General features: G+C 71.6%; 21 protein-coding genes. 2 read left to right on the top strand and 19 right to left on the bottom strand.

Going from position 1 to position 21,465, the window contains the following annotated elements; translation table 11 throughout:
* Positions 1-11 precede the first annotated feature (11 nt).
* Together rpsB and DEI82_RS12995 are read right to left on the bottom strand one after the other, a co-directional pair.
* Entirely contained in the window at positions 12-932 is a 921-nt protein-coding gene (rpsB, locus tag DEI82_RS13000) for a 30S ribosomal protein S2 (protein WP_111009277.1), read from the bottom strand.
* Between the two features lie 312 nt (positions 933-1,244).
* Positions 1,245-2,693, bottom strand: coding sequence for a sugar porter family MFS transporter (locus DEI82_RS12995; protein WP_258370193.1), 1,449 nt, complete (start codon positions 2,691-2,693; stop codon positions 1,245-1,247).
* A gap of 482 nt (positions 2,694-3,175) precedes the next feature.
* Here DEI82_RS12995 and DEI82_RS16270 point away from each other — a divergent pair, with 482 nt between their 5' ends.
* The gene (locus DEI82_RS16270; protein ID WP_181435211.1) at positions 3,176-3,607 is read left to right on the top strand and encodes a M23 family metallopeptidase; all 432 of its coding nucleotides are present in this window, start codon (positions 3,176-3,178) and stop codon (positions 3,605-3,607) included.
* On the opposite strand, the gene DEI82_RS12985 is transcribed toward DEI82_RS16270, so the two are convergent.
* The 9 genes from DEI82_RS12985 to rplS all read right to left on the bottom strand — a co-directional run bounded on the left by DEI82_RS12985 (position 3,592) and on the right by rplS (position 10,831).
* Positions 3,592-4,527 carry a tyrosine recombinase XerC gene (locus tag DEI82_RS12985; RefSeq protein WP_146242915.1) on the bottom strand — a complete coding sequence of 312 codons (936 nt, stop codon included), beginning with the start codon at positions 4,525-4,527 and terminating at the stop codon, positions 3,592-3,594. The genes DEI82_RS16270 and DEI82_RS12985 overlap by 16 nt on opposite strands.
* 29 nt (positions 4,528-4,556) lie before the next feature.
* On the bottom strand, positions 4,557-5,774 hold the full coding sequence (dprA, locus tag DEI82_RS12980; RefSeq protein ID WP_111037210.1) for a DNA-processing protein DprA: 1,218 nt from the start codon (positions 5,772-5,774) through the stop codon (positions 4,557-4,559).
* On the bottom strand, positions 5,771-7,294 hold the full coding sequence (locus DEI82_RS12975) for a YifB family Mg chelatase-like AAA ATPase (protein ID WP_111037208.1): 1,524 nt from the start codon (positions 7,292-7,294) through the stop codon (positions 5,771-5,773). The genes dprA and DEI82_RS12975 overlap by 4 nt, the downstream gene beginning before the upstream one ends.
* Positions 7,291-7,665, bottom strand: a complete 375-nt coding sequence (locus DEI82_RS12970; protein WP_258370192.1) for a YraN family protein — start codon at positions 7,663-7,665, stop codon at positions 7,291-7,293. Before DEI82_RS12970 ends, DEI82_RS12975 begins: the two co-directional genes overlap by 4 nt.
* 210 nt (positions 7,666-7,875) lie before the next feature.
* Positions 7,876-8,229 carry an Lsr2 family protein gene (locus DEI82_RS12965; protein WP_111009282.1) on the bottom strand — a complete coding sequence of 118 codons (354 nt, stop codon included), beginning with the start codon at positions 8,227-8,229 and terminating at the stop codon, positions 7,876-7,878.
* Positions 8,230-8,444: 215 nt separating this feature from the next.
* Positions 8,445-8,768 carry a DUF2469 family protein gene (locus DEI82_RS12960; RefSeq protein WP_111009283.1) on the bottom strand — a complete coding sequence of 108 codons (324 nt, stop codon included), beginning with the start codon at positions 8,766-8,768 and terminating at the stop codon, positions 8,445-8,447.
* A 28-nt stretch (positions 8,769-8,796) separates the two neighbouring features.
* Positions 8,797-9,522 carry a ribonuclease HII gene (locus tag DEI82_RS12955; protein ID WP_258372063.1) on the bottom strand — a complete coding sequence of 242 codons (726 nt, stop codon included), beginning with the start codon at positions 9,520-9,522 and terminating at the stop codon, positions 8,797-8,799.
* Positions 9,523-9,605: 83 nt separating this feature from the next.
* Entirely contained in the window at positions 9,606-10,355 is a 750-nt protein-coding gene (lepB, locus tag DEI82_RS12950) for a signal peptidase I (RefSeq protein ID WP_111037206.1), read from the bottom strand.
* A 125-nt stretch (positions 10,356-10,480) separates the two neighbouring features.
* A complete protein-coding gene (rplS, locus tag DEI82_RS12945) occupies positions 10,481-10,831 on the bottom strand; it encodes a 50S ribosomal protein L19 (protein ID WP_111009285.1) in 351 nt (116 codons plus the stop codon).
* A 226-nt stretch (positions 10,832-11,057) separates the two neighbouring features.
* Here rplS and map point away from each other — a divergent pair, with 226 nt between their 5' ends.
* Positions 11,058-11,849, top strand: a complete 792-nt coding sequence (gene map / locus DEI82_RS12940; RefSeq protein ID WP_111009286.1) for a type I methionyl aminopeptidase — start codon at positions 11,058-11,060, stop codon at positions 11,847-11,849.
* 3 nt (positions 11,850-11,852) lie between these two features.
* Here the strand turns inward: map and trmD are convergent, their stop codons facing one another.
* The 8 genes from trmD to aroA all read right to left on the bottom strand — a co-directional run bounded on the left by trmD (position 11,853) and on the right by aroA (position 21,398).
* Positions 11,853-12,539, bottom strand: a complete 687-nt coding sequence (trmD, locus tag DEI82_RS12935) for a tRNA (guanosine(37)-N1)-methyltransferase TrmD (RefSeq protein WP_111037204.1) — start codon at positions 12,537-12,539, stop codon at positions 11,853-11,855.
* Positions 12,540-12,542: 3 nt separating this feature from the next.
* On the bottom strand, positions 12,543-13,151 hold the full coding sequence (gene rimM / locus DEI82_RS12930; protein ID WP_111037202.1) for a ribosome maturation factor RimM: 609 nt from the start codon (positions 13,149-13,151) through the stop codon (positions 12,543-12,545).
* Positions 13,152-13,170: 19 nt separating this feature from the next.
* Positions 13,171-13,407 carry an RNA-binding protein gene (locus DEI82_RS12925; protein ID WP_111009289.1) on the bottom strand — a complete coding sequence of 79 codons (237 nt, stop codon included), beginning with the start codon at positions 13,405-13,407 and terminating at the stop codon, positions 13,171-13,173.
* 3 nt (positions 13,408-13,410) lie between these two features.
* On the bottom strand, positions 13,411-13,821 hold the full coding sequence (gene rpsP, locus DEI82_RS12920) for a 30S ribosomal protein S16 (protein WP_111009290.1): 411 nt from the start codon (positions 13,819-13,821) through the stop codon (positions 13,411-13,413).
* A gap of 177 nt (positions 13,822-13,998) precedes the next feature.
* Positions 13,999-16,110, bottom strand: coding sequence for an FAD-dependent oxidoreductase (locus DEI82_RS12915; protein ID WP_111037200.1), 2,112 nt, complete (start codon positions 16,108-16,110; stop codon positions 13,999-14,001).
* Between the two features lie 13 nt (positions 16,111-16,123).
* The gene (locus DEI82_RS12910) at positions 16,124-16,942 is read right to left on the bottom strand and encodes an SDR family oxidoreductase (protein ID WP_111009292.1); all 819 of its coding nucleotides are present in this window, start codon (positions 16,940-16,942) and stop codon (positions 16,124-16,126) included.
* 143 nt (positions 16,943-17,085) lie between these two features.
* The gene (locus DEI82_RS12905) at positions 17,086-18,264 is read right to left on the bottom strand and encodes an acyl-CoA dehydrogenase family protein (RefSeq protein WP_111009293.1); all 1,179 of its coding nucleotides are present in this window, start codon (positions 18,262-18,264) and stop codon (positions 17,086-17,088) included.
* The gene (aroA, locus tag DEI82_RS12900; RefSeq protein WP_111037198.1) at positions 18,261-21,398 is read right to left on the bottom strand and encodes a 3-phosphoshikimate 1-carboxyvinyltransferase; all 3,138 of its coding nucleotides are present in this window, start codon (positions 21,396-21,398) and stop codon (positions 18,261-18,263) included. Before aroA ends, DEI82_RS12905 begins: the two co-directional genes overlap by 4 nt.
* Positions 21,399-21,465 lie beyond the last annotated feature (67 nt).

The following is a 21,465-nucleotide window of genomic DNA, read 5'->3' as shown; positions in this document are numbered from 1 at the left end:
TGCGGCTGGTGTTACTCGGCCGGGGTGGTCTCGGCGGCGGCGGCGGCCTCGGCCGTCGGCTCCGCGTTGACCGTCTCGAGCGGCTCGCCCAGCGGCTTCTCGGCGACCTGCGCGTCGGCGTCGTTCTCCTCGACGGTCGCGCCCTCGCCCTCGGTCTGGCCTGCGGCGGTGTTCGACCCGCCCTGCGCGAGGAGCTCCTGCTCCCACTCGGCCAGCGGCTCGACGGGCTCGTCCGACCCGCCCTGGTGGCGGACGGTCAGACCCTCGGCGGCGGCGTCGGCGACGATGCGCGTCAGCAGACCGACCGAGCGGATCGCGTCGTCGTTGCCCGGGATCGGGTAGGTGATCTCATCGGGATCGCAGTTGGTGTCGAGGATGCCGATGACCGGGATGCCGAGCTTCTGCGCCTCGTCGATGGCGAGGTGCTCCTTCTTGGTGTCGACGACCCACAGGGCGCTCGGCGTGCGCGTGAGGTTGCGGATGCCACCGAGGGTCTTGTGCAGCTTGTCGAGCTCGCGCTTCTTGATGAGGAGCTCCTTCTTGGTGAAGCCCTTCGTCGTGTCGTCGAAGTCGATCTCCTCGAGCTCCTTCATGCGGGCGAGCCGCTTGGAGACCGTCTGGAAGTTCGTGAGGAGACCACCGAGCCAACGCTGGTTGACGTAGGGCTGGCCGACGCGCGTCGCCTGCTCGGCGATGGAGTTCTGCGCCTGCTTCTTGGTGCCGACGAAGAGGATCGTGCCGCCGTGGGCGACGGTCTCCTTGACGAAGTCGTAGGCGCGGTCGATGTAGGACAGCGACTGCTGCAGGTCGATGATGTGGATGCCCGAGCGCTCGGCGAGGATGAAACGCTTCACCTTCGGGTTCCACCGGCGGGTCTGGTGCCCGAAGTGCACGCCGCTGTCGAGCAGCTGGCGGATGGTGACGACGGCCATGGCCGTTCTCCTTTTCCGGCGCACGGCACGGCCGCGCGCTGATGTTGCGGTTTGTCGACCACGACCGGCGGTCGGGTCCCTGGTGCCCGGCGCACGACCGCCGCGACGCCGGAGAGGACCAGCGGGCGGACCGATGGGCGTGGAGGCCGATGGGCACGCGAAGTCAGCGCTCAGCGCGCTGCTGCACTCAGGATAGCACCAGCCGGTCGCGCCGCAGGACGCCGGGAGGCACGGTGCCGGTGACTCGATCGTCTCCCGTGCCCCGTGCCTCCTGGACGACCGGCAACGCCGATCGCGATGGTCCCGCGCCCGTCAGGACCTGCTGCCGACCTTGCCGCCATCGGCGCTGACACCCATCTCCTCGAGCGAGCGGCCCTTGGTCTCCGGGATCTTGGCGAGCACGAAGAAGAACGACACGAGCGCGAACAACGCATAGATGCCGTACGTGACCGTCAGGTTGAAGCCCGACAGCGCGGGGAACGTGATCGTGACCACGAAGTTGGCGACCCAGTTGGCCGCCGAACCGATGCCGAGCGCGGTCGCGCGGATGCGGTTCGGGAACATCTCACCCAGGAGCACCCACATGAGCGGGCCCCACGTCGCACCGAACGACACGACGAACAGGTTGGCGAAGACGAGCGCGATGACGCCCCACGGACCCGGCAGGTGCGGATTGCCGCTGGAGTCCAGCGACGCCTGCGAGAACGAGATCGCGACCATGAGCAGCGACACGAACATGCCGGCCGATCCGGCGACGAGCAGGGGCTTCCGACCGAGGCGGTCGACCGTGAAGATCGCCACGAACGTGACGACGACGTTGATCACCGACGAGATGGTCGAGATCGTGAAGGAGTCCGACGCCTTGAACCCGACGGCCTGCCACAGGGTCGTCGAGTAGTAGAAGATCACGTTGATGCCGACGAACTGCTGGAGCACGGCGAGGATGATGCCGACCCAGACGATGCCCTTGAGGCCGAAGCGGTCGCCGCGGATCGTGCCCTTCTGCTGCTGTTCCTCCTGGCGGATGCCGTCCTCGATCTCGTCGAGGGACGTGTCCACGGTGTCGCTCGGCACGATCTTCGTCAGCACCTCCCGCGCATCGTCCTTGCGCCCCTGCGCGGCGAGGTACCGCGGCGACTCGGGCAGCACGAGCGCCAAGACGCCGTACACGACCGACGGGATCACCCCGACCAGGAACATCCACCGCCACGCCTCGAGGCCCCAGAAGTGTCCGCTCGCAGTGCCGCCCCCGCCGATCGCGATGACCTGGTCGGACAGCAGCGCGGCGAAGATGCCCAGCGTGATCGCCAGCTGCTGGAACGACGCCAGTCGACCGCGGATGCCCTTCGGCGCGACCTCGGAGATGTAGGCGGGCGCGATCACCGACGCGGTGCCGATGCCGAGACCGCCGATGAGGCGGAACACCACGAAGAACGTGGTGTCGGGCGAGAACGCCACCGCCACCGAGCTGACGAAGAACAGGATCGCCGCGATGAACATCACGCGCGTGCGGCCCCAACGGTCCGCGACCCGCCCGGCGAAGTAGGCGCCGAAGGCGCAGCCGATCAAGGCGCTCGCGACCGCGAAGCCGCTCCCCCCGGCCGACAGCTTGAACTGGTCGGTGATCGCCGACTCGGCGCCGTTGATCACCGAGCTGTCGAACCCGAAGAGGAACCCGCCGACCGCTGCGGCGATGGCGAACGCAGTCACCTTGCCCTTGAACGCCCGGTCTGTGCCGGACCTCGTCGTCGATGTGCTCACGTGCTCCTCGTTCCCGCCGGCGTACGACCGAGTCGCCGTGCGCTGCCCCGGAGGTCGGCTGGTCGCCGTCCGGGGCGGCGTTGCTCGGGACCGGAGCGCCTGCCACGGTACCCCTGGGGCCGTGTCCGTGGTCGTCATCGCACGCCGCAGTCGCTCCCCCTCCCCAGGACCCGCCATCAAGCAGCACTCCCCGCACGCTCGCGCAGCGTCCCCTCGAGACGTGCGGTGGGGACCAGGCTCGGCCCATGAACACGACAGGACGGTCGCGAGCGGTGCCCTCTCCCCTGCGGACGATGACGCCGCGCAGATCCTGGACGCGCCTCGGCGCGGCGCTGGTGGCCGTCCCGCGCGTCCTCGTGCTGTGCGTCGTCGCGCTGTGCACCGTCACGCTGGGCGCTGGGCCCGCGCGTGCTGGTTCCTCGTGCGCTGGGCCCCCGTGTGCAGGGGCACCCCGGCGCCCGGCGTCGAACCCGTCGGCGAGCATGACGGCGTCGGCCTGGACCTGGCCCGTCCCGGAGCGCGTCGTCCTCCGGCCGTTCGAACCCCCGGCACACGACTACGGCGCGGGACACCGCGGGATCGACGTCCGCGCATCCGTCGGCACGCTCGCGCTGGCCCCCGCGGCGGGGACCGTGGTGTTCGCCGGGCCCGTGGCAGGACGCGGCGTCGTGACGATCGACCACGGCCGTGGCGTCCGGAGCTCGCTCGACTCGGTCACGCCGGACGTCGTGGTCGGCACGACGGTCGTGGCCGGGACCCCTGTCGGTCGTGTCGCGGTCGGGCACTGCCCGGCCGCCGCGCCCTGCGTCCACCTGGGTGTGCGGGTCGACGAGCGGTACGTCGACCCGCTCGCGTACCTCGCACCGGCGGCCTGGCCCGTGCTCCTGCCACCCGGTGATCACGCCCGAGGGTGAGCACTCCGGTACGCCTCGCGCAGGCGCGCACTCGACACGTGGGTGTAGATCTGCGTCGTGCCGAGGCTCGCGTGCCCGAGCATCTCCTGCACGGCCCGGAGGTCGGCCCCGCCATCGAGCAGGTGCGTCGCCGCGCTGTGCCGGAACGTGTGCGGGCCCGCGGGACCGTCCCCCGGTTCAGACGCCAGGATCCGCGCGATGAGCCGGTACACCCCGCGGACGCCGAGCCGGGCACCCCGGTCACCCAGGAACAACGCCGACGGGTCCGGCGCCTGGGCACGGCCGACGAGCACCGGTCGGCCCTGTTCCATCCAGGCACCGAGGGCGTCGTCCGCGGGCACGCCGAAGGGGACGACCCGTTCGCGTCCGCCCTTGCCCAGGACACGGACCGTCAGCCGGTTCCGGTCGACGTCTGTGAGGTCGATGCCCACGAGCTCACCGACCCGCAGCGCCGACGCGTACAGGAGCTCCACGACGGCGCGGTCACGGAGGGCTCCCGGATCGCCGTCCGCGGCGCGGTCACCGAGGGTCGTCAGGATGCCCTCGACACGGTCGGCACGCACCACTCGCGGCAGGTGGGCGCCGCCCTTCGGCGCACGGAGCCGGACGCCGGGGTCGGTGGCGATCCGACCGGTCTCGGCGGCCCACCGGGTGAAGGCGCGCACCGACGAGGCCCGGCGGGCGATCGTCGTCCGAGCGAGTCCACGCTCGGTCGCACGCCACAACCAGTCCCGGAGCACCTCGAGGGTGAGCTCGTCCGGCCGACCGACACCACGCTCCGCCGCGAACGCCACGAGGTCCTCGAGGTCACCGCTGTAGGCGCGGACCGTCTGGGCGCTCAGACCACGACCGTGGACGAGGTGGTCGAGGAACGCGTGCGTGGCGCGGACCAACTCCAGGTCCTCGGCCGCGGGCGTCATGGGCCAACCGTAGTCGCCGCCGGTCGCCCTCACGGAACCAGGCGCCACCCCGTCCGGTGGCGTTCCGCCCGGCCCTCGAGCTCGGCCAGGGCGAGCGCGTCCTCCGTCGCGGCGGTTCCCAGCCCAGACCGTCGAGCGACCTCGTCCACGGACAGTCCCGCGCGGCGGCTGAGCGCATCGAGCACACGGAGCAGCTCGGGGTCGTCCTGCGCCGATCGGATGCGGAGCGGCCCACCGTCGGCGTCCGGACCGCTCACCGCCCGCACCGCATCGGCGGGGGCGGTGAGCAGCGTCGCCCGACCGCTGGACACCAGTCGGTGGCACCCGACCGACGACGGTGAGGTGAGCGGACCCGGCACCGCCAGCACGGGTCGACCGAGCTGAGCGGCGTGATGGGCCGTGTTGAGCGCCCCGGACCGCACGCCCGCCTCGACGACCACGACGGCGTCGGCGAGGGCCGCGATCAACCGGTTGCGCTGGAGGAACCGCCACCGCGTCGGCCGGACCCCGGGTGGCGCCTCGGCCACGACGGCCCCGCGCCGCATGACGCGGTGGAGGAGTTCCACGTTCGCCGCCGGGTAGAGCTGGTCGACACCGCCCGCGAGCACCGCCACGGTGGGTGTACCCGCCGCGAGGGCCACGCGGTGTGCCACCGCGTCGATCCCGTGTGCGCCGCCCGACACGACCAGCACGCCTGCATCGGCCGCGGCCGAGGCGAGGTCGGCCGCTGTCTCGGCTCCGTAGGGGGTCTCCGCGCGGGACCCCACCACCGCGAGCGATGGCGCGGACGCCCACCACGACGCGGGCGGGGCGGTGCTGCGCACCCAGAGCGCGAGCGGTGCGTGCGGGCCGAGATCCGCCAGCCGCTCGGGCCAGTCACGGTCCCCGGGAACCAGGAGTCGTGCGCCGACCGCCGCCGCCGCGTCGAGCACGCGATCGGGGTCGAGATGTCGCAGCCGCGGCGCCCAGCGGGCGAGCGCGGCGACGAGCGCCTGCACGAGTTCGCGGTGGTCCTCGTCGGCCACCGGAACCCGTGCGCGGCAGGCGTCGGCGATGCGGAGGGCGTCGTCGCCGCGCGTCACCAGGCGGAGCGCGTCCACCGCCCCCAGGGCGGCGACGAGGTGCCCGGCGACCGCGTCCCCCGGCTCCGTGACGACGGTCCAGAGCGCCGCGGCGACGGCCGTGTCCGGATCGCCGTCGTCCGTCCTGCCGACGCCGCGCAGGCGAGCGGCCGCGGTGGCGCTCACAGGGCGCTCCGCAGCGCGATCGCCTGACGCACGTGGTCGGTGTCGGGCCGCTCCTCGCCCGCCAGGTCGGCGAGCGTCCACGCCATGCGCAGGATCCGGTCGTACCCGCGCATCGTCAGCGTCCCCCGTTCGAGTCCGACATCGAGCGACCGTGTCGTCGTGGTCGGCAACGCGATGTCGGCGCTCCGGAGGTGGGTGCCGGGGACGTGGGCGTTGAGCCGCCACGGGGTGCCTCGCCAGCGCCGGGACATCGCGGCCCGGGCGGCGACGACGCGCTCTCGCGCCACGGCGGTGGTCATCGGGTCATCGACGTCGGAGCGGATGCGAGCAGGGGTGACCCGGGGCACCGCGAGCCGCACGTCGATCCGGTCGAGCAACGGGCCGGACAGCCGTCCGAGGTATCGACGCCGCGCGAGCGGCGGGCACTCGCACGGCGGTCCGGGGACGCCGTACCGGCCGCAGGGGCACGGGTTCGCCGCGAGCACGAGTTGGAAGCGTGCCGGGAAGTGCGCGCGTCCCACCGCGCGGTGGATGGTCACCGTGCCGGACTCGAGCGGCTGCCGCAGGGTGTCGAGCACGTTCCGGGGGAACTCGGTCGCCTCGTCGAGGAACAGCACCCCGTGTGTCGCACGGGACACGGCGCCCGGCAGGATGAGACGGCTGCCGCCGCCGATCAGCGCGACCGGGCTCGTCGAGTGGTGCGGGTGCTCGTACGGCGGCCGGACCGTCCACGACTCCGCGCCGTGGCCGGCGAGCGACCGGATGGCCGCCACCTCGAGCGCGGCGACCGGATCGAGGTCGGGCAGGAGGCCGGGCAACCGTTCGGCGAGCATCGTCTTGCCCGCGCCGGGTGGGCCGAGGAACAGCACGTGGTGACCACCGGCGGCCGCCAGGACGAGGGCGCGGACCGCGGTCGGGTTGCCGACGACGTCCGCCAGTTCCTTCGGTTCGGGGTCCGCCGCCGTGACCGCCGCGGCGGTCACGGGTTCGGCCGGCTCGGCGAGCAGGTCGGCTCCTGCCAGGATCGCGGCGTCGCGGAGGGTGACGACCGGCTCGATACGGATGCCGGGGACGTACGACGCCTCGGCGGCGTTGCCCGCCGGCACCACGGCACGCTCGGCACCCGCCTCGCGCGCGGCGGCGAGCATGGGGATGATGCCGGGGACGGGACGGACTCGCCCGTCGAGCCCGAGCTCGCCGATGTGCACCGTCCCGGCCGGGTCGGCGGGCACGACCCCCGCCGCGACGAACACCGCCATGGCGATCGCGAGGTCGAACCCGGAGCCGTGCTTCGGCACGGAGGCCGGGATGAGGTTGACGGTGATGCGCCGCGCGGGCAGCGCGCTGCCCGTGTTCGACGCCGCGGCACGGACCCGCTCCCGGGCTTCACCCAGGGCCGCGTCCGGCAGGCCGATGATGCTGAACGAGGGCAGCTGACTCGACAGGTGCGCCTCGACCTCGACCATGCGGCCGGTGATGCCGAGCAGCGCGACGGCCGTGGTCCGCCCGATGCCGCTCACGCGATGTCCTCAAGGTGCTCGACCGCGACGTGGTCGCCGACCATGAGGACCGCGACTGCGTCGACGCGGACGGCCGAGGCGCGAGCGACGCGGGGATGTGTCGCGCACCACTCCGCGGCGAGCCGGCGGAGCCGGGTGCGTTTGCGGCGGGTGATCGCCTCGAACGGGTGTCCTGCAGTCGTCACCGTGCGCGTCTTCACCTCGACCACGGCCACCGTCTGCCCGTGGCGCACCACGAGATCGAGCTCCCCGCTCGGGCCTCGCCAGTTCCGGTCGAGGACGCGGGCCCCCCGTTCCTCGAACCACCGCGCTGCGATGTCCTCTCCCGCCGCCCCGGTCCGGCGGTTGTGACCGCCATCGTCCTGTGTCACCTGCATCGTTCCTCCCGGACCGAGCCTGCCGAATCCGGGATCCACGCATTTCGCGTGGCGCGGATCGGTGGAAGGAATGCGATTCGGCTGGATTGTGGAGGACGGGAGGAATTGACAGGACGGATGTCCTGCTGAGAACACGAACGGCGGATCCGCGTGCGCGGATCCGCCGTTTCCCGACGGTCGTTCAGCGATCGTCGGAATGCGTCGTCAGTGGGCGGCCGCGTAGGCCTCCTGCACCGCCGCCGAGATACGGCCACGGCTGGAGACGTTGTGACCGTTCTCCTGCGCCCATTCCCGGATCTTCGCGAGATCGGCCGAGTTCCCGCGCTTGGCCGGGGTCTTGGTCGAACCCGATCCGGAACCCGAACGCCGGGCCCCCACCTTCCGCGCTGCGGCGATGTAGTCCGACAGGACTTCGCGGAACGCGTCGACGTGGTCGTTGGACAGGTCGATCTCGTAGGTCGCTCCGTCGAACGCGAACTCGACGGTCCGGCCGTCGCCCGCGCCGATCGGGGTGTCGTCGAGATCGTCCACCAGCTGAACGGTCACCTTCTGGGCCATGTGCACACTCCTTGCCCACCGTGGGGACGGTGGTTCTCCGGTCGTTGACGACGTCGATGACGTGGGGCATGCGGACATGTCCACGAATTGACGCCAGCACACAGCGTAACCATTCCGGATTGCACTCGCTCCCGGAATTGCGGAATGCCGTCGAATTCGTCGGCGCCGGGTCCGTGATTTCACCCGCCGGGGTGAACACCCCGTGCACGGCGCACCTACTCGTCGAGGGCGAGTTCCTTGGGGAGTTCGAGCTCCCGACTCGTCAGTTCCTCGACGTTGACGTCCTTGAACGTGAGCACTCGAACTGATTTGACGAAGCGATCGGAACGGTAGACGTCCCACACCCAGACGTCGTTCATGCTCAGTTCGAAGTAGAAGTCGTGCTCGGTGTCCCGCCGGACGAGTTCGACCTCGTTCGCCAGGTAGAACCGTCGCTCGGTCTCGACCACGTAGCGGAACTGGGACACCACGTCGCGGTACTCACGGTACAGCGCGAGCTCGACCTCGCGGTCGTAGTCGTCGAATTCGTCGTCATCCATCGCCGCACATCCTACGGCGCGACGAGCTTCAGGAGCGCTCGGGGTCGGCTCCGACGAGCAGGCGGACCCCGTCGTCGACCGACGGGACCGCGTCGTGGGCGGATGGGACCGCGTTGTCGCCGGACGGGACGTCCTCGTCGAGCTCGAACAGCGGCTCGACCTCGACGACGGGATCGCATCGGTGGAGCCACGACCGACGGTGGAGCGCGTGCGGACCGGCGGCACGGATGCCGTCGTAGTGCTCGGTTGAGCCGTAGCCCTTGTTCGACGCCCAGGCGTAGTGCGGGGCCTCCTCGTGCGCGGCGACCATGAGGGCGTCGCGCCGCACCTTCGCGACGACCGACGCGGCGGCGACCGAGGCGCAGTCGCGGTCGGCCTTGACCCGCACGAGCACGTCGACCGGGTCGCGGAGCGCTCGGCTCAGCCAGTCGAACGAGCCGTCGAGGACCACGACCGCACCGTCCAACGCGATCCCGGCCGCGACGAGCTGGTCGATGCCGCGCGCCCCGGCCACTCCGAGCGCCGTGACGATGCCCTGCTCGTCCACGAGGTCCGCCGATGCCATCCCGACCGCGGTGGTCGCCCAGGCCTCGAGCCGCGGCACCAGCGCCTCACGCTTGGCGGGCGAGAGCAGCTTCGAGTCCGCGAGCCCGCTCGGCATCCGGCCGACCGCGATCGTGACCGCCGCGACCCCGACGGCCACGGGGCCGGCGATCGCTCCGCGACCGACCTCGTCGCACCCGATGACGGTCACGCGACCCTGCTCGAGCAAGGAGCGTTCCCATCGCAGGGTCGGCCGCGCAGGCCGCTTCGCGCCGCGCACTGCGCCCGCCGCCGTCACGAGTCCCGCTGCTCCACGCCCGCGAAGACGTCCGGGTAGTCGCCGAGCCACGACCACCGGCTCGTCGGCCACGAGATCACGAACGCGCGCCCCACGACGTCGGACTCCGGCACGAAGCCATGGCTCGGCGTCTGCCGGTTGTACCGGGAGTCCTTCGAGTCGTACCGGTTGTCCCCCATCACCCACAGCGAGTGGGCCGGCACGGTGATCGAGAAGTCCGTGCCGGATGCGCGGGTCTCCCCCGCCGGCAGGGTGATGTACGGCTCCTTGATGGGCACGCCGTTCACCGAGAGCTGTCCGAAGTCGTTGCAGCAGGCAACCTTGTCGCCCGGCAGCCCGATCACGCGCTTGATCAGGTGGTCGTCGCTGTCCGCGGTCCCGAGGCCGACCTGCGTGAGCAGCCACTCGGCGGCCTTGCCGAGCGCGGTGTGCGGGGTCAGGTCGGGGAGCTGCTCGCCGTCGAGCCATCCACCCGGGTCCTTGAACACGACGACGTCACCGCGCTTGAGTCCGACCACGTGCGGCACGAGTTCGTTCACGATGACCCGGTCGTTCGGGACGAGGGTCTCCTCCATCGACGCCGAGGGGATGTAGAACGACCTGATCAGGAACGTCTTCACGAGGAACGACACGAGCAGCGCCGCGAGGAAGATGATGACGAGGTCGCGGAGGAAGGTGAGCGCTCCATTGCGGCGGCGCGGCTCGCCCCGGCGACGGGTCTCCCCGTCGGTGATCGGTTCGGTCATTGACGTCCTGCTGGTCCTTGAACGGTGACGGACGAAACAGCGAAGGCCCCCCGTCCAGCGAACACGCTACATGGACGGGAGGCCCTCGCCGACGCTCGGCGCGCTGGCTGATCCTTCGAGGAGGATCAGGCTTCGCGCTTCTCCTTGATCTTCGCCTTCTTGCCGCGGAGCTCGCGGAGGTAGTAGAGCTTGGCGCGACGCACGTCACCGCGGGTCACGAGCTCGATGTGGTCGATCACCGGGGAGTGCACCGGGAAGGTCCGCTCGACGCCGACCTGGAAGCTGACCTTGCGGACCGTGAAGGTCTCGCGGACCCCGTGGCCCTGCCGGCCGATCACGACGCCCTGGAACACCTGGACACGCGAGCGCGTGCCTTCGATGATGTTGACGTGCACCTTGACGGTGTCACCGGCGCGGAAGGCGGGGATGTCGCTCTTGAGCGAGGCGGCGTCCACCTGGTCGAGGAGCTGGCTCATGATGTGTCACTCTCTGCGGCCGCGCACGGGTCGGTCGCTGATCGATGGGAAGATGTGGTGCGTGCCCCACGAGCGGCGGTTCCCCCGTGGCAGAACCAGGCCAGGGCACGGCTGTCCATCTTGCCACAGGCTGTATGGCCAGCGCCACCCGGGCCGTCAGCCGGGACCACGTCCCGCGCGGGGTCGGCGTGCCGAAGCGCGGCCCGTGCGGTGCAGGATGGTGTGCATGATCGAACTGCGCACCCCCGCCGAGCTCGACGGCCTCCGCACCGCCGGACGGTTCGTCGCGGACGTCCTGGACGCGCTCGTCGACGCCACCGACGTCGGCGTCGACCTGCTCGACCTCGACGCGCTGGCCGGTCGGATGATCGCGGAGCACGGCGCGGAGAGCTGCTACGTCGACTACCACCCGTCGTTCGGCGCGATGCCGTTCGGCCGGTACCTCTGCACGTCCGTCAACGACGCCGCGCTGCACGGTCTGCCCCACGCGCAGCGCCTCGTCGACGGCGATCTGGTGAGCCTCGACTTCGCCGCGAGCGTGGACGGCTGGGTCGCGGACTCGGCCGTGACGGTCCAGGTGGGGACCCCGCGCGCCGAGGACCAGCGCCTCGTCGCGACCGTCCGGCGCGCGCTCGACGCGGGGATCGCCGCGGCGCGTCCCGGCAACCGTCTTGGCGACGTCTCGTCGGCCATCGGCTCGGTGGCCCGGGATGCGGGCTACCCGGTCAACCTCCAGTTCGGCGGCCACGGTGTCGGCCGCTCCATGCACGGCGACCCCCACGTCCCGAACGACGGCCGCGCGGGCCGGGGGATGGTCCTCCGTCCCGGTCTCGTGATGGCGATCGAGCCGTGGCTCATGGCCGGCACGGACGAGCTCTACCAGGACCAGGACGGCTGGACCCTGCGCAGCAGCGACGGGTCGCGGGCGGCGCACGTCGAGCACACCGTGGCGGTCACGGATAACGGCCCGGAGGTCCTCACGCTGCGCAGCGCCGAGCGGGCCGCCCTCCTCGCCTGACGTCTAGTCGCCGAGGAGGTCCGGCCGGACCCGCCGCGTCCGCTCGAGCTGCTGCTCGTGGCGCCACGCAGCGACGCGCCCGTGATGCCCGCTGAGCAGGACCTCGGGGACGTCGAGACCCCGCCAGGACGCCGGTTTCGTGTAGCTCGGGTACTCGAGCAGGCCGTCCTCGTGCGACTCCTCGGTGAGGCTCTCGGGGTTGCCGACGACGCCCGGGACGAGCCGCCCCACGGCCTCGACGATCGCCATCGCCGCGACCTCGCCACCGTTGAGCACGTAGTCCCCGAGCGAGACCTCACGCACGGACGCGCGAGAGGACGCCCACTCGACGACCCGCGCGTCGATGCCCTCGTACCGGCCGCACGCGAACACGAGGTGTTCCTGCTCGGCGAGGGCACGCGCGGTCTCCTGTCGGAACGGCACCCCGGCAGGGGTCGGCACGACGAGGGTCGAGGACCGGTCGGGCCGCAGGAGCCCTTCGAGCGCGAGGCCCCACGGCTCCGGCTTCATCACCATGCCGGCACCGCCGCCGTACGGGGTGTCGTCGACGGTCCGGTGGCGGTCCGAGGTGTGGTCGCGGAGGTCGTGCACGTGCACGTCGAGCAGACCCCCCTGCCGCGCGCGACCGAGGAGCGAGACGTCCAGCACGCCGAAGAACTCCGGGAAGATCGTGACGATGTCGATCCGCACGGGTCAGTCCTCGTCGTGGTCGGTGGCGGACCCGTCGGCCTCCGCCTCCGACGCACCGGCGGCGTCCTCCGGGCCGTCGGCGGCGTCCTCCGGCGCTTCGATGACCTCTTCGAACAGCCCGGTCGGGGGCGTCACGGTGAGCGTGCCCGCGGCGATGTCCACCGACGGGACGATCGCGCTCACGAACGGGACGAGGACCTCACCACGGGACGGCGTGTCGATCGCCAGCAGGTCCTGCGCCGGCAGGTGGTCGACCCGCGCGACCGTCCCGACCTCGACGCCCTCGCGGAGGACCCGGAGCCCGACGAGCTGGTGGTCGTACCATGCGTCGTCCTCGCCCGTCGGCTCGTCCTCGTCCTGCTCGACCCAGAGGATCGCCTTGACGAGCGTCTCGGCGACCGTCCGGTCGGGGACACCGACGAAGAACGCGACGGGGTGCGCGTTGTACCACCGGAGCTCCTGGAGCTCGAGGTCCTTGCCGGACCACGGCGAATCGTCCGGCACCTGGAGCGAGAAGACGGCTCCCGGGGTGAACCGACGGTCCGGGTCGTCGGTGTAGAGCTCGAGCTTGAGACCGCCCTTGAGCCCGTGCGCCTTGCTGAGTCGACCCACCCGGAGCTGGGTCGTGCGACTAGGAATCGGTGTCGACCACGTCGACCCGCACCCGCTGACCGTCGGCGAGCGCCGACACGAGGGTGCGGAGCGCCTTCGCGGTCCGTCCGGCGCGTCCGATCACGCGGCCGAGGTCCTCGGGGTGCACGCGCACCTCGAGGACCTCGCCACGCGGAGAGGTGGAGCTGGCGACGCGCACGTCGTCAGGGTGATCGACGATCCCCTTGACGAGGTGCGTCAGCGCGGATTCGAGCAAGACCTACGCCTCGGCGGCGGTCTCGTCGGTGGCGTCCGCGGCCGGAGCGGCCGGGGCCTGCTTCTCCGACTTCGGCTTGAGGACCGGCTTCTTCTTGTCGTCGGCGACGAAGGCCTGCTTCGGCTCGGCGGTCTTGACGGTGCTCGTCGCCGAGGCGTCGCCCTTGAACTTGCCCCAGTCACCCGTGAGCTTGAGGAGGGCGGCGACCTGCTCGGTCGGCTGCGCGCCGACGCCGAGCCAGTACTGCGCGCGGTCCGAGTCGATGTCGATGACCGAGGGCTCCTCGGTCGGGTGGTACTTGCCGATCTCCTCGATGACACGACCATCGCGCTTGGTGCGCGAGTCGGCGACGACGACACGGTAGTACGGCGCTCGGATCTTCCCGAGGCGCTTGAGGCGGATCTTGACAGCCACGTTTGCTCCTGTTGCGTGTTCAGAGTGGTTGAACTGCCGACCGTGGGCGTGGGGGCACACGCGGCGAAAGCTCGGATGGAAGTCGCGCACCGCCTGATAGAGGGTCGGGCGGGCAGGACTCGACCGTTCATTCTTGCAGATGACCGGGAGGCTCGCCAACCGGCACGCGGTCGGGCGTCAGGGAGCGAGCCGCCGGACCGCTTCGAGCGCCTCCGTGGTCGCGCGGACCGCGTCCACCGAACGGGCGTCCCGCGCACCGCCGACGACCGCGAACGGCACCCCGGTCGCCGCGAGTTCCGACGCCAGGTCGCTCGACGCCTCCTGCCCGGCGCAGAGCACCACCGTGTCCGCGGGCACGTCGACCGGTGTGCCGTCCTCGTCGAGGATCCGGAGCACCCCGGGCTCGATCCCCACGTACTCGCGCACGCCTCCGATGAAGCAGACCCCCGCGTCCCGGAGACGGCCGAGCGCGACCCAGCGCGAGGTGATCCCCACACCCTGTCCGAACTTGCCGGAGCGGCGGAGCACGGTCACGTCGGGCCCCGGCCGGAGCGTGCGGTCAGCCGCGGGTTCGCGCTGCGGCAGGTCACCGACGAGCCCGTCGAAGCCGTCGAGCCCCCAGCGCTCGTCGAACTCCGCGGCCCGACGCGACTCGTCGGGCGACTCCACGAGGAACGCGGCCGTGTCGACACCGATCCCACCGCCGCCGATCACGGCCACGCTGCCCGCGGGAACGCCGTGCCGGAGCGCCTGCTCGTACGTGACGACGTGCGGCAGGTCCGCTCCGGGGATCGTCACCGTGCGGGGCACGACGCCGGAGGCGAGCACGACGCCGTCGCTGTCGGCGAGGTCGGCGGCGGTGGCGGTCCGGCCGAGCAGGACCTCCGCGCCGCGCTCGACGAGTTCCGCGTGCGCGGACCGGACCGGACCGGCGTAGTCCTCTTTCCCGGGGATGCGGGAGGCGAGCCCGAACTGCCCGCCGAGCTCGTCCGCGCGCTCCCAGAGTCGCACCCGGTGCCCGCGACGCGCCGCGTCGACGGCCGCCGCGAGACCCGCCGGTCCCCCGCCGACGACGTCGATCCGCTTCGGCTCGGCCGTCGGACGGACCGGGAACGCGACCTCACGAGCGGCCCGCGGGTTCACGAGGCACGACACCGGCTGACCGACGATCGACCGGTCGAGGCACGCCTGGTTGCAGCCGATGCACGTCGTGACCAGGTCGAACCGGCCGCGGAGGCTCGTGCCGACGATGGACGGATCGGCGAGGAACGGGCGGGCGAGGGCCACCGCATCGACGAGCCCGCGTTCGAGGACCGCCTCGACGTCGCGGAGGTCGGTCATGCGGTTCGACGCCAGCACCCGGACGTCCGGGCGGTCGGAGGAGCGCACGACGCGCGCGATGCGTTCGACGTACGACAGCCAGACACCGTGCGGCACGGCGGCCTGCACGGTCGGTACCCGGGACTCGTGCCAGCCGACCCCGACGCTGATGCCGTCGATCCCGGTCGGCAGCAGGTCGCGGACGAGTGCGTCGACGTCCTCCGGCGACGACGACCCCGGCATGAGGTCGACCCCGGACAGGCGGATCGTCACCGCGAGGTCCGGTACCGCGCTGCGGACGGCGCGCGCGACCTCCACGGCGAACCGCCGCCGACGCTCGGGATCGCCACCCCATGCGTCGTCCCGCTGGTTCGTGAGCGGCGAGCAGAACTGGTTGACGAGGTAGCCCTCGGACGCCATGATCTCGACGCCGTCGAACCCGATGTCCCGAGCGGCCCGGGCCGCGTCGGCGAAGTCCTCGATCGTCCGGAGGACCTCGTCGTGGGTCAGCGCCTCGGGCACGACACCGCGCGCGGCCGCCCACGGCAGGGGCGACGGCGCGACGGCGCGCTGCGGCGCACCGTTCCGGTCCGTGAGCCCGGCGACCAGGGCGTAGCGACCAGCGTGGAAGAGCTGGGCGAGGATGGCGCCGCCCTCGGCGTGCACGGCGTCGACGGCGGTGCGGAAGCGGTCGTCGGTGTCCCCCACCCCGAACACCGCGAAGTCCGGGCCGCCGCGCGCCTCGTCGTTGACCGCGATGCCGCCGGTGATGAGCAGCGCCGCTCCCCCGGCGGCTCGCTCCCGGTAGAACGCGGCCATGCCGGCGCCCCCGTCGTCGTGCACCTCGAGTCCGGTGTGCATGCTGCCCATCACGACACGATGCGGCAACGTGATCGGACCGAGCGACCACGGGGTCGTGGTGACGGCGAGCGGTGCGGCGGTCGTCAGCGGTGTCGACGGGTCGGACATGGGCGCGAGGGTCCTACTCCGGCAGGACGGCGTCGCGCAGCGGCGACGTCGTGTCCGACCAGAAGGGCGGCGCGATGACGGTGAGCCCACCGTCGACCGACAGCACCTGTCCGGTGATGTAGGACGCCTTGTCCGAGAGCAGGAAGTCGACCGCGTCCGCCATGTCGTCCGGGGTGCCGGGCCGCTGCAGCGGCAGCTTCTCGAGCACGGTGTGCATCGGGGCCTGACCGGGGACGTTCGAGTAGAAGTAGTCGAGCGAGTCGGTGTCGATGAGTCCACCGTTGACCGCGTTGACGGTGATCTGCCGCGGACCGAACTCGACCGCCATGTACTTCATGTAGGACTCGGTCATCGCCTTCGCGGCGCCGAGCGCGGCGTACGTGGGGAACGCCCGCAGCGAGCCGTAGGACGTGACGACGACGATCCGACCGCCGTCGTCCATGAGCTCCGCCGCGCGCTGGGCGCCGAGCACGAACGACCGCGCGTTGGTCGCGTAGCTGCGGTCGAGGTGGTGGAGCTTCAGCTCCTTGACGGCCTTGAACGCGCTGGCTGCCGCGTTCGCCACGAAGTAGTCGAGCCGTCCGTAGGTGTCGCGGACGACGTCGAAGAGCGCGTCGATGGACTCGGGCTGCTCGATGTCGACCTGGGCGGTGATGCCGTCACCACCGGCGGCCTTGACGTCGGCGAGCGACTCCTCGGCCAGGTCGGCGTTGCCCTTGTAGGTCACGACGACGGTGACGCCGCGCGCGCCGAGCTTCTTCGCGAGCAGGCGGCCGATGCCGCGGGATGCGCCGGTGATGACGGCGACGGGTGCACTGGTGGTGTCGGCCACGGGGGTTCCTTGTCTCGCTGGTGCCGGCGCGTGCGCGCCGGTCGGGGGTGGGGCGGACGTCACGCGGGTGGGACGGTCACGCTGGTGCTGACGGTCGGGAGGCACGGGACGGGCCCGCCCCGCGCCTCCCGACCGAGGTCATGTCAGAATCGCGCCTGTCCGGTGACGACCGCGCGGCCGACCACGAGCTTCTGGATCTCGTTCGTGCCCTCCTCGAAGCGCTGCGCACGGGCGTCGCGGTACACGCGCTCGATCGTGTTGCGCTTCCAGTAGCCGGATCCGCCGTGCACCTGCAGGGCCTTGTCGGTGACCCGCGCGAGCATGTCCACGGCGACCATCTTCGACGCGCTCGAGAGCGTTCCCGCGTCGGGGCGGCCCTCCTCGTAGGCGCGGGCGGCCTCGTACACCAGGGCCCGCGCGGCCGCGATGTCCGCGTAGTTCTCGGCGAGGTAGAACTGGATCGCCTGTCGGCTGCTCAGCTTCTTGCCGAAGGTCTCGCGGGTGTTCGCGTACTCGACAGCCAGTTCGTTCGCACGCTCGGCCAGACCCACGGCGCTCATCGCGACCGACACGCGGCTCGGCAGGAGGAACCCGCCGAGCGCGACCTCGAGCCCCTGGCCCTCCTCGCCGAGGCGCGCGGACACCGGCACCGGGACGTCGTGGAACTTGAGGATGGCGTGGTCGGTGCCCCGGATGCCCATGGTGTCCGAGTCGTCGATCACCTCGGCGCCCGGCAGACCCGAGTTCGGCATGAGGAACGCGACCGTGCCCTCCTGGCCCGTCGACCCCTCGAGCCGCGCCGCCAGCAGCCAGTAGTCGCACTTCACGCCGAACGTGATGAGGTGCTTCTCGCCGTTCATGACGTAGGTGTCGCCCTCGCGCCGGACGGTCGTGCGGATGTCCGCACCGGTACCCGCCGTCGCCTCGGTCAGCGTGAACGCCACGAGCGTGTCACCGGCGATCGACGGCTTGACGACCTCTTCGAGCTGCTCCGGAGTCGCGTACGGCGCCATGGCGCGCCACGTGCCGTTGATGACGTGCACGAGCATGCGGATCGAGCCGTGGGAGCGCGAGATGATCTCCATGATCTCGAGGTAGCGCGGGAACGGGATCCCACGACCGCCGAGCTCGACGGGCGCCGCCAGGCCCAGCCAGCCACGCTCGCGCAGGTCCACGAGGACCTGCGGGGGGACCTGCCCGGTGCGCTCGATCTCGTTCGCGTAGTCCTCGCCGGGGCCGCGCACCCACGCGTCCACCTCGGCCTTGAGCTGCTGGAACGCGTCCTCGTCGAACGGGGCCACGGTCTCGGTCACCTGCGTCATGAGTTCTCCTTCTGGGCGACGAGCGCCGCGGCCTGCTCGCGCAGGACGTTCTTCTGGACCTTGCCCACCGCGTTCCGCGGCAGTTCGTCGATGTACTCGAGCCGCTCCGGCCAGTAGTACTTCGACACGTTGGCGTGCTCGAGGTACTGCTGCATCGCACCGAAGTCGAGGGTCTCGTCGTCACGCGACGACACCACGAACGCGCAGGCACGTTCCCCGAGTCGCTCGTCGGGCATCGCGACGATCGCGACGTCCGTCACGAGGGGGTGCTGGTACAACAGGTTCTCGATCTCGACCACGGGGATCTTCTCACCGCCGCGGTTGATGACGTCCTTCACCCGGCCGGTGATGCTGAGGAACCCCTTGTCGTCGATCCGCGCGAGATCGCCGGTGCGGTACCACCCGTCCGGGGTGAACACGTCGTCGGTGAGGTCGGGGCGGTCGAGGTACCCGTCGAACATCGTCGGCGAGTGCAGCTCGAAGTTGCCCTCGCTGCCCACCGGGAGCTCGGTGCCCTCGTCGTCGACGATGCGCAGGCGGATGCCCGGCAACGCGCGCCCGTCGTGCCCGTATGCGTCCGCCGGGTCGTCGCTCGGGCTCGAGAGCGCGCCGAGGCAGGTCTCACTCGTGCCGAAGGCGCCGAGGATCGCGCTCCCGAGCACCGTCGCGGCGCGCTGCGCGAGCGCGCGTGGGACCGCGGCGCCCGTGGGCACGAAGATCCGCAACGACGCGGGCTGCTCGGCCCCGGCCTCGACGAGGTCGACGAGGTCGGTCAGGAACGGCGTCGCGCACTGCACGAACGTCGCCCCGGCCGCTCCGAACGCCTGGTCGAGCGCCACGCGGCCGTCCCAGACGGGCTGGATCACCTGCGCGACGCCGAGGCGGAACGCCAGGAGCATGCCGTAGAGGAACCCGGTCTGGTGTGCCAACGGCGACGGGATGTAGATGCGGTCCTGGGCACCGAGGCCGGTCTGCGCGACGTGCATCGCGGTGGCCAGGCCCAGCGTCCGGTGCGGGTGCTGGACGCCCTTCGGCTCCCCCGTCGTCCCGGAGGTGAACAGCAGCTGGCAGATGTCGTCCGGACCGGGCGCCATCGAGCGGATCTGCGCGGTGTCCGGTTGGACCGACTCGAGCGCGGTGTCGTAGTACCGCCAGTTCCACTCGGAGGCGTCGACGCGGTCCATGGCGTCAGCGGGCATCGGCGGCAGGTTCGTCGGGGTGTCCTGGTGCCCGCGGGCCTCCGACCGCAGGACCACGACGTGCTCGACCGCGAGCCGACGGTTCTGCGCAGCGGCCTCGTCCACCACGTCGAGCAGCTCGATCGCGGGCCGGCGCTTGCGGAACACGTTCGGCAGGAACACGACGCGGGCACGCGACCGCGCGAGCGTCATGGTGGTCTCACGCGGTCCGAACACCGGCATGATCGGGGTCGCGACGGCGCCGATCTGCACCGCGCCGAGCGTGATGGCGACGAACTCCCGCCAGTTCGGCAGCTGCATCGCGACCGACTCGCCCTTGCGCACGCCGAGCTCGAGCAGGAGCGCGGACACCTGGTCCGCCTCGTCCTGGAGCTGCTTCCACGTGGTCGTGACCGGGGCCGGTCCGCCGACCTCGATCACCGCGGCTCCGTCGGGGTCCGACTCGGCGAGTGCCCGGACGCGCTCGCTGAGCACGAGCGGCTCGGCGTCGATCCCCGCCGGGACCGCGGTCTCCTCGGCGGCGACGGCGGGGACGTCCTCGGCGGCGTCCTCGGGGTCGAAGCCCTCGGCGGAGTCGGCCGCGGCGAGCGCCGCGGTGGCATCCCCGACCTCCATGTCGAGCCCGACCGAGTTCATCGCCTCGAGGAACGTCGGGTAGGAGATGCGGTACGCCCTCGGGTAGGTGAGCGCGGACACGCCGTCGGCCTTCGACGCCGCGACGGCGAGCGACATGAGCACGCGGTGGTCGTTGAACGACGACATCGGCGATCCGGTGAGCTGCTGCACCCCCGTGACGCGGAGCTCGTCCGCGCCCTGCTCCGCGCGGCCGCCCATCCGGTTCAGCTGCAGCATGGCGGCGACGCGATCGGACTCCTTGAGACGGATGTGCGCGACGTTCCACAGGCGGCTCGTGCCCTCGGCGAAGGTCGCCATGGTGGACAGGACGGGCAGGAGGTCCGGGATCGGTTGGCAGTCGATGTCGAGTGGCCGGAGCGGCGAGCCGTCGTGCGTGATGCGCACGAACCCGGTCTCCTCGTCGATGCGCATCGGGACGCCCATCGCGGTGGCGAGGTCGAGGAACTCGCTCTCGGGGTGGTCGGTGTCGGCGGTCCGGAACGAGGTCATCCCACGCAGGAGCACGTCCGATTCGCGGATGCCCGCGGCGGCGATCCCGAACGCGGCCGAGCCGATGTCCGGCGGGATGACGTAGTCGTGCGGCGTCGCGCGCTGGTTCGCCGGCACGCGGTACTCGAGCCAGTCGTCCGAGACCTCGACGGTCAGACCGAACTGGCGCATCATCGCGACCGTCAGCTCGACGTAGGGCTGCTCGTTCAGGCGGCCGCCCGTGATGTGGATGCGGGTCTCCTGCTCGGCGAACGGGGCGACCAGGAGCAGTCCGGAGACCCACTGCGACAGGGTGCCGGCGATCGAGACGTCGCCACCGCGCGGCCGTCGGGGCTGCACGGTGATGGGCGGGCAGTCGTTCGTCGCCTCGAGTTCGACGCCCATCTGCGTGAGCGAGGTCAGGAGCGCCTTGATCGGGCGCCGCTGGAAGTACTTCATGCCCGTGAGCGTCATCGGGCGGTCGGCGAGTGCGGCCAGGCCCGTCATGAAGTAGAGGGTGGTCCCGGACGAGCCCATGTTGAGCAGACCGTCCGCCCCGCGGGAGCCGTGGTCGACGATGTCGGTGGCGACGTAGCGACCGCCGAGCCCCGTCACGAGGTAGTCGTTGCCCCGTCGCACGATGTCGACACCGAGCGCCCGCAGCGTCCCGACCGTCCACTCGACCTGCCGCGTCGTGCTGATGCCCGACACGACGCTGGTGCCCTCCGCCAGTGATGCGAGGACCAGCGCTCGATGCGCGTGGTACTTGGACACCGGGATGTCGAGTTCCCCGACGAGGGGTGCGGATGTCCCGCGGACGACCAGCTGCATGCGTACCTCATTCCGTGGCGGAGCGGATCCACCGTAGTCCTCGCCGAGCGCGGGTCGAAACCGCCGG

The organism is Curtobacterium sp. MCBD17_019 (assembly GCF_003234555.1).
Classification (GTDB): domain Bacteria; phylum Actinomycetota; class Actinomycetes; order Actinomycetales; family Microbacteriaceae; genus Curtobacterium.
The sequence above is the reverse complement of the archived record's forward strand: the minus strand, read 5'-3'. Positions and strand labels throughout refer to the sequence as shown.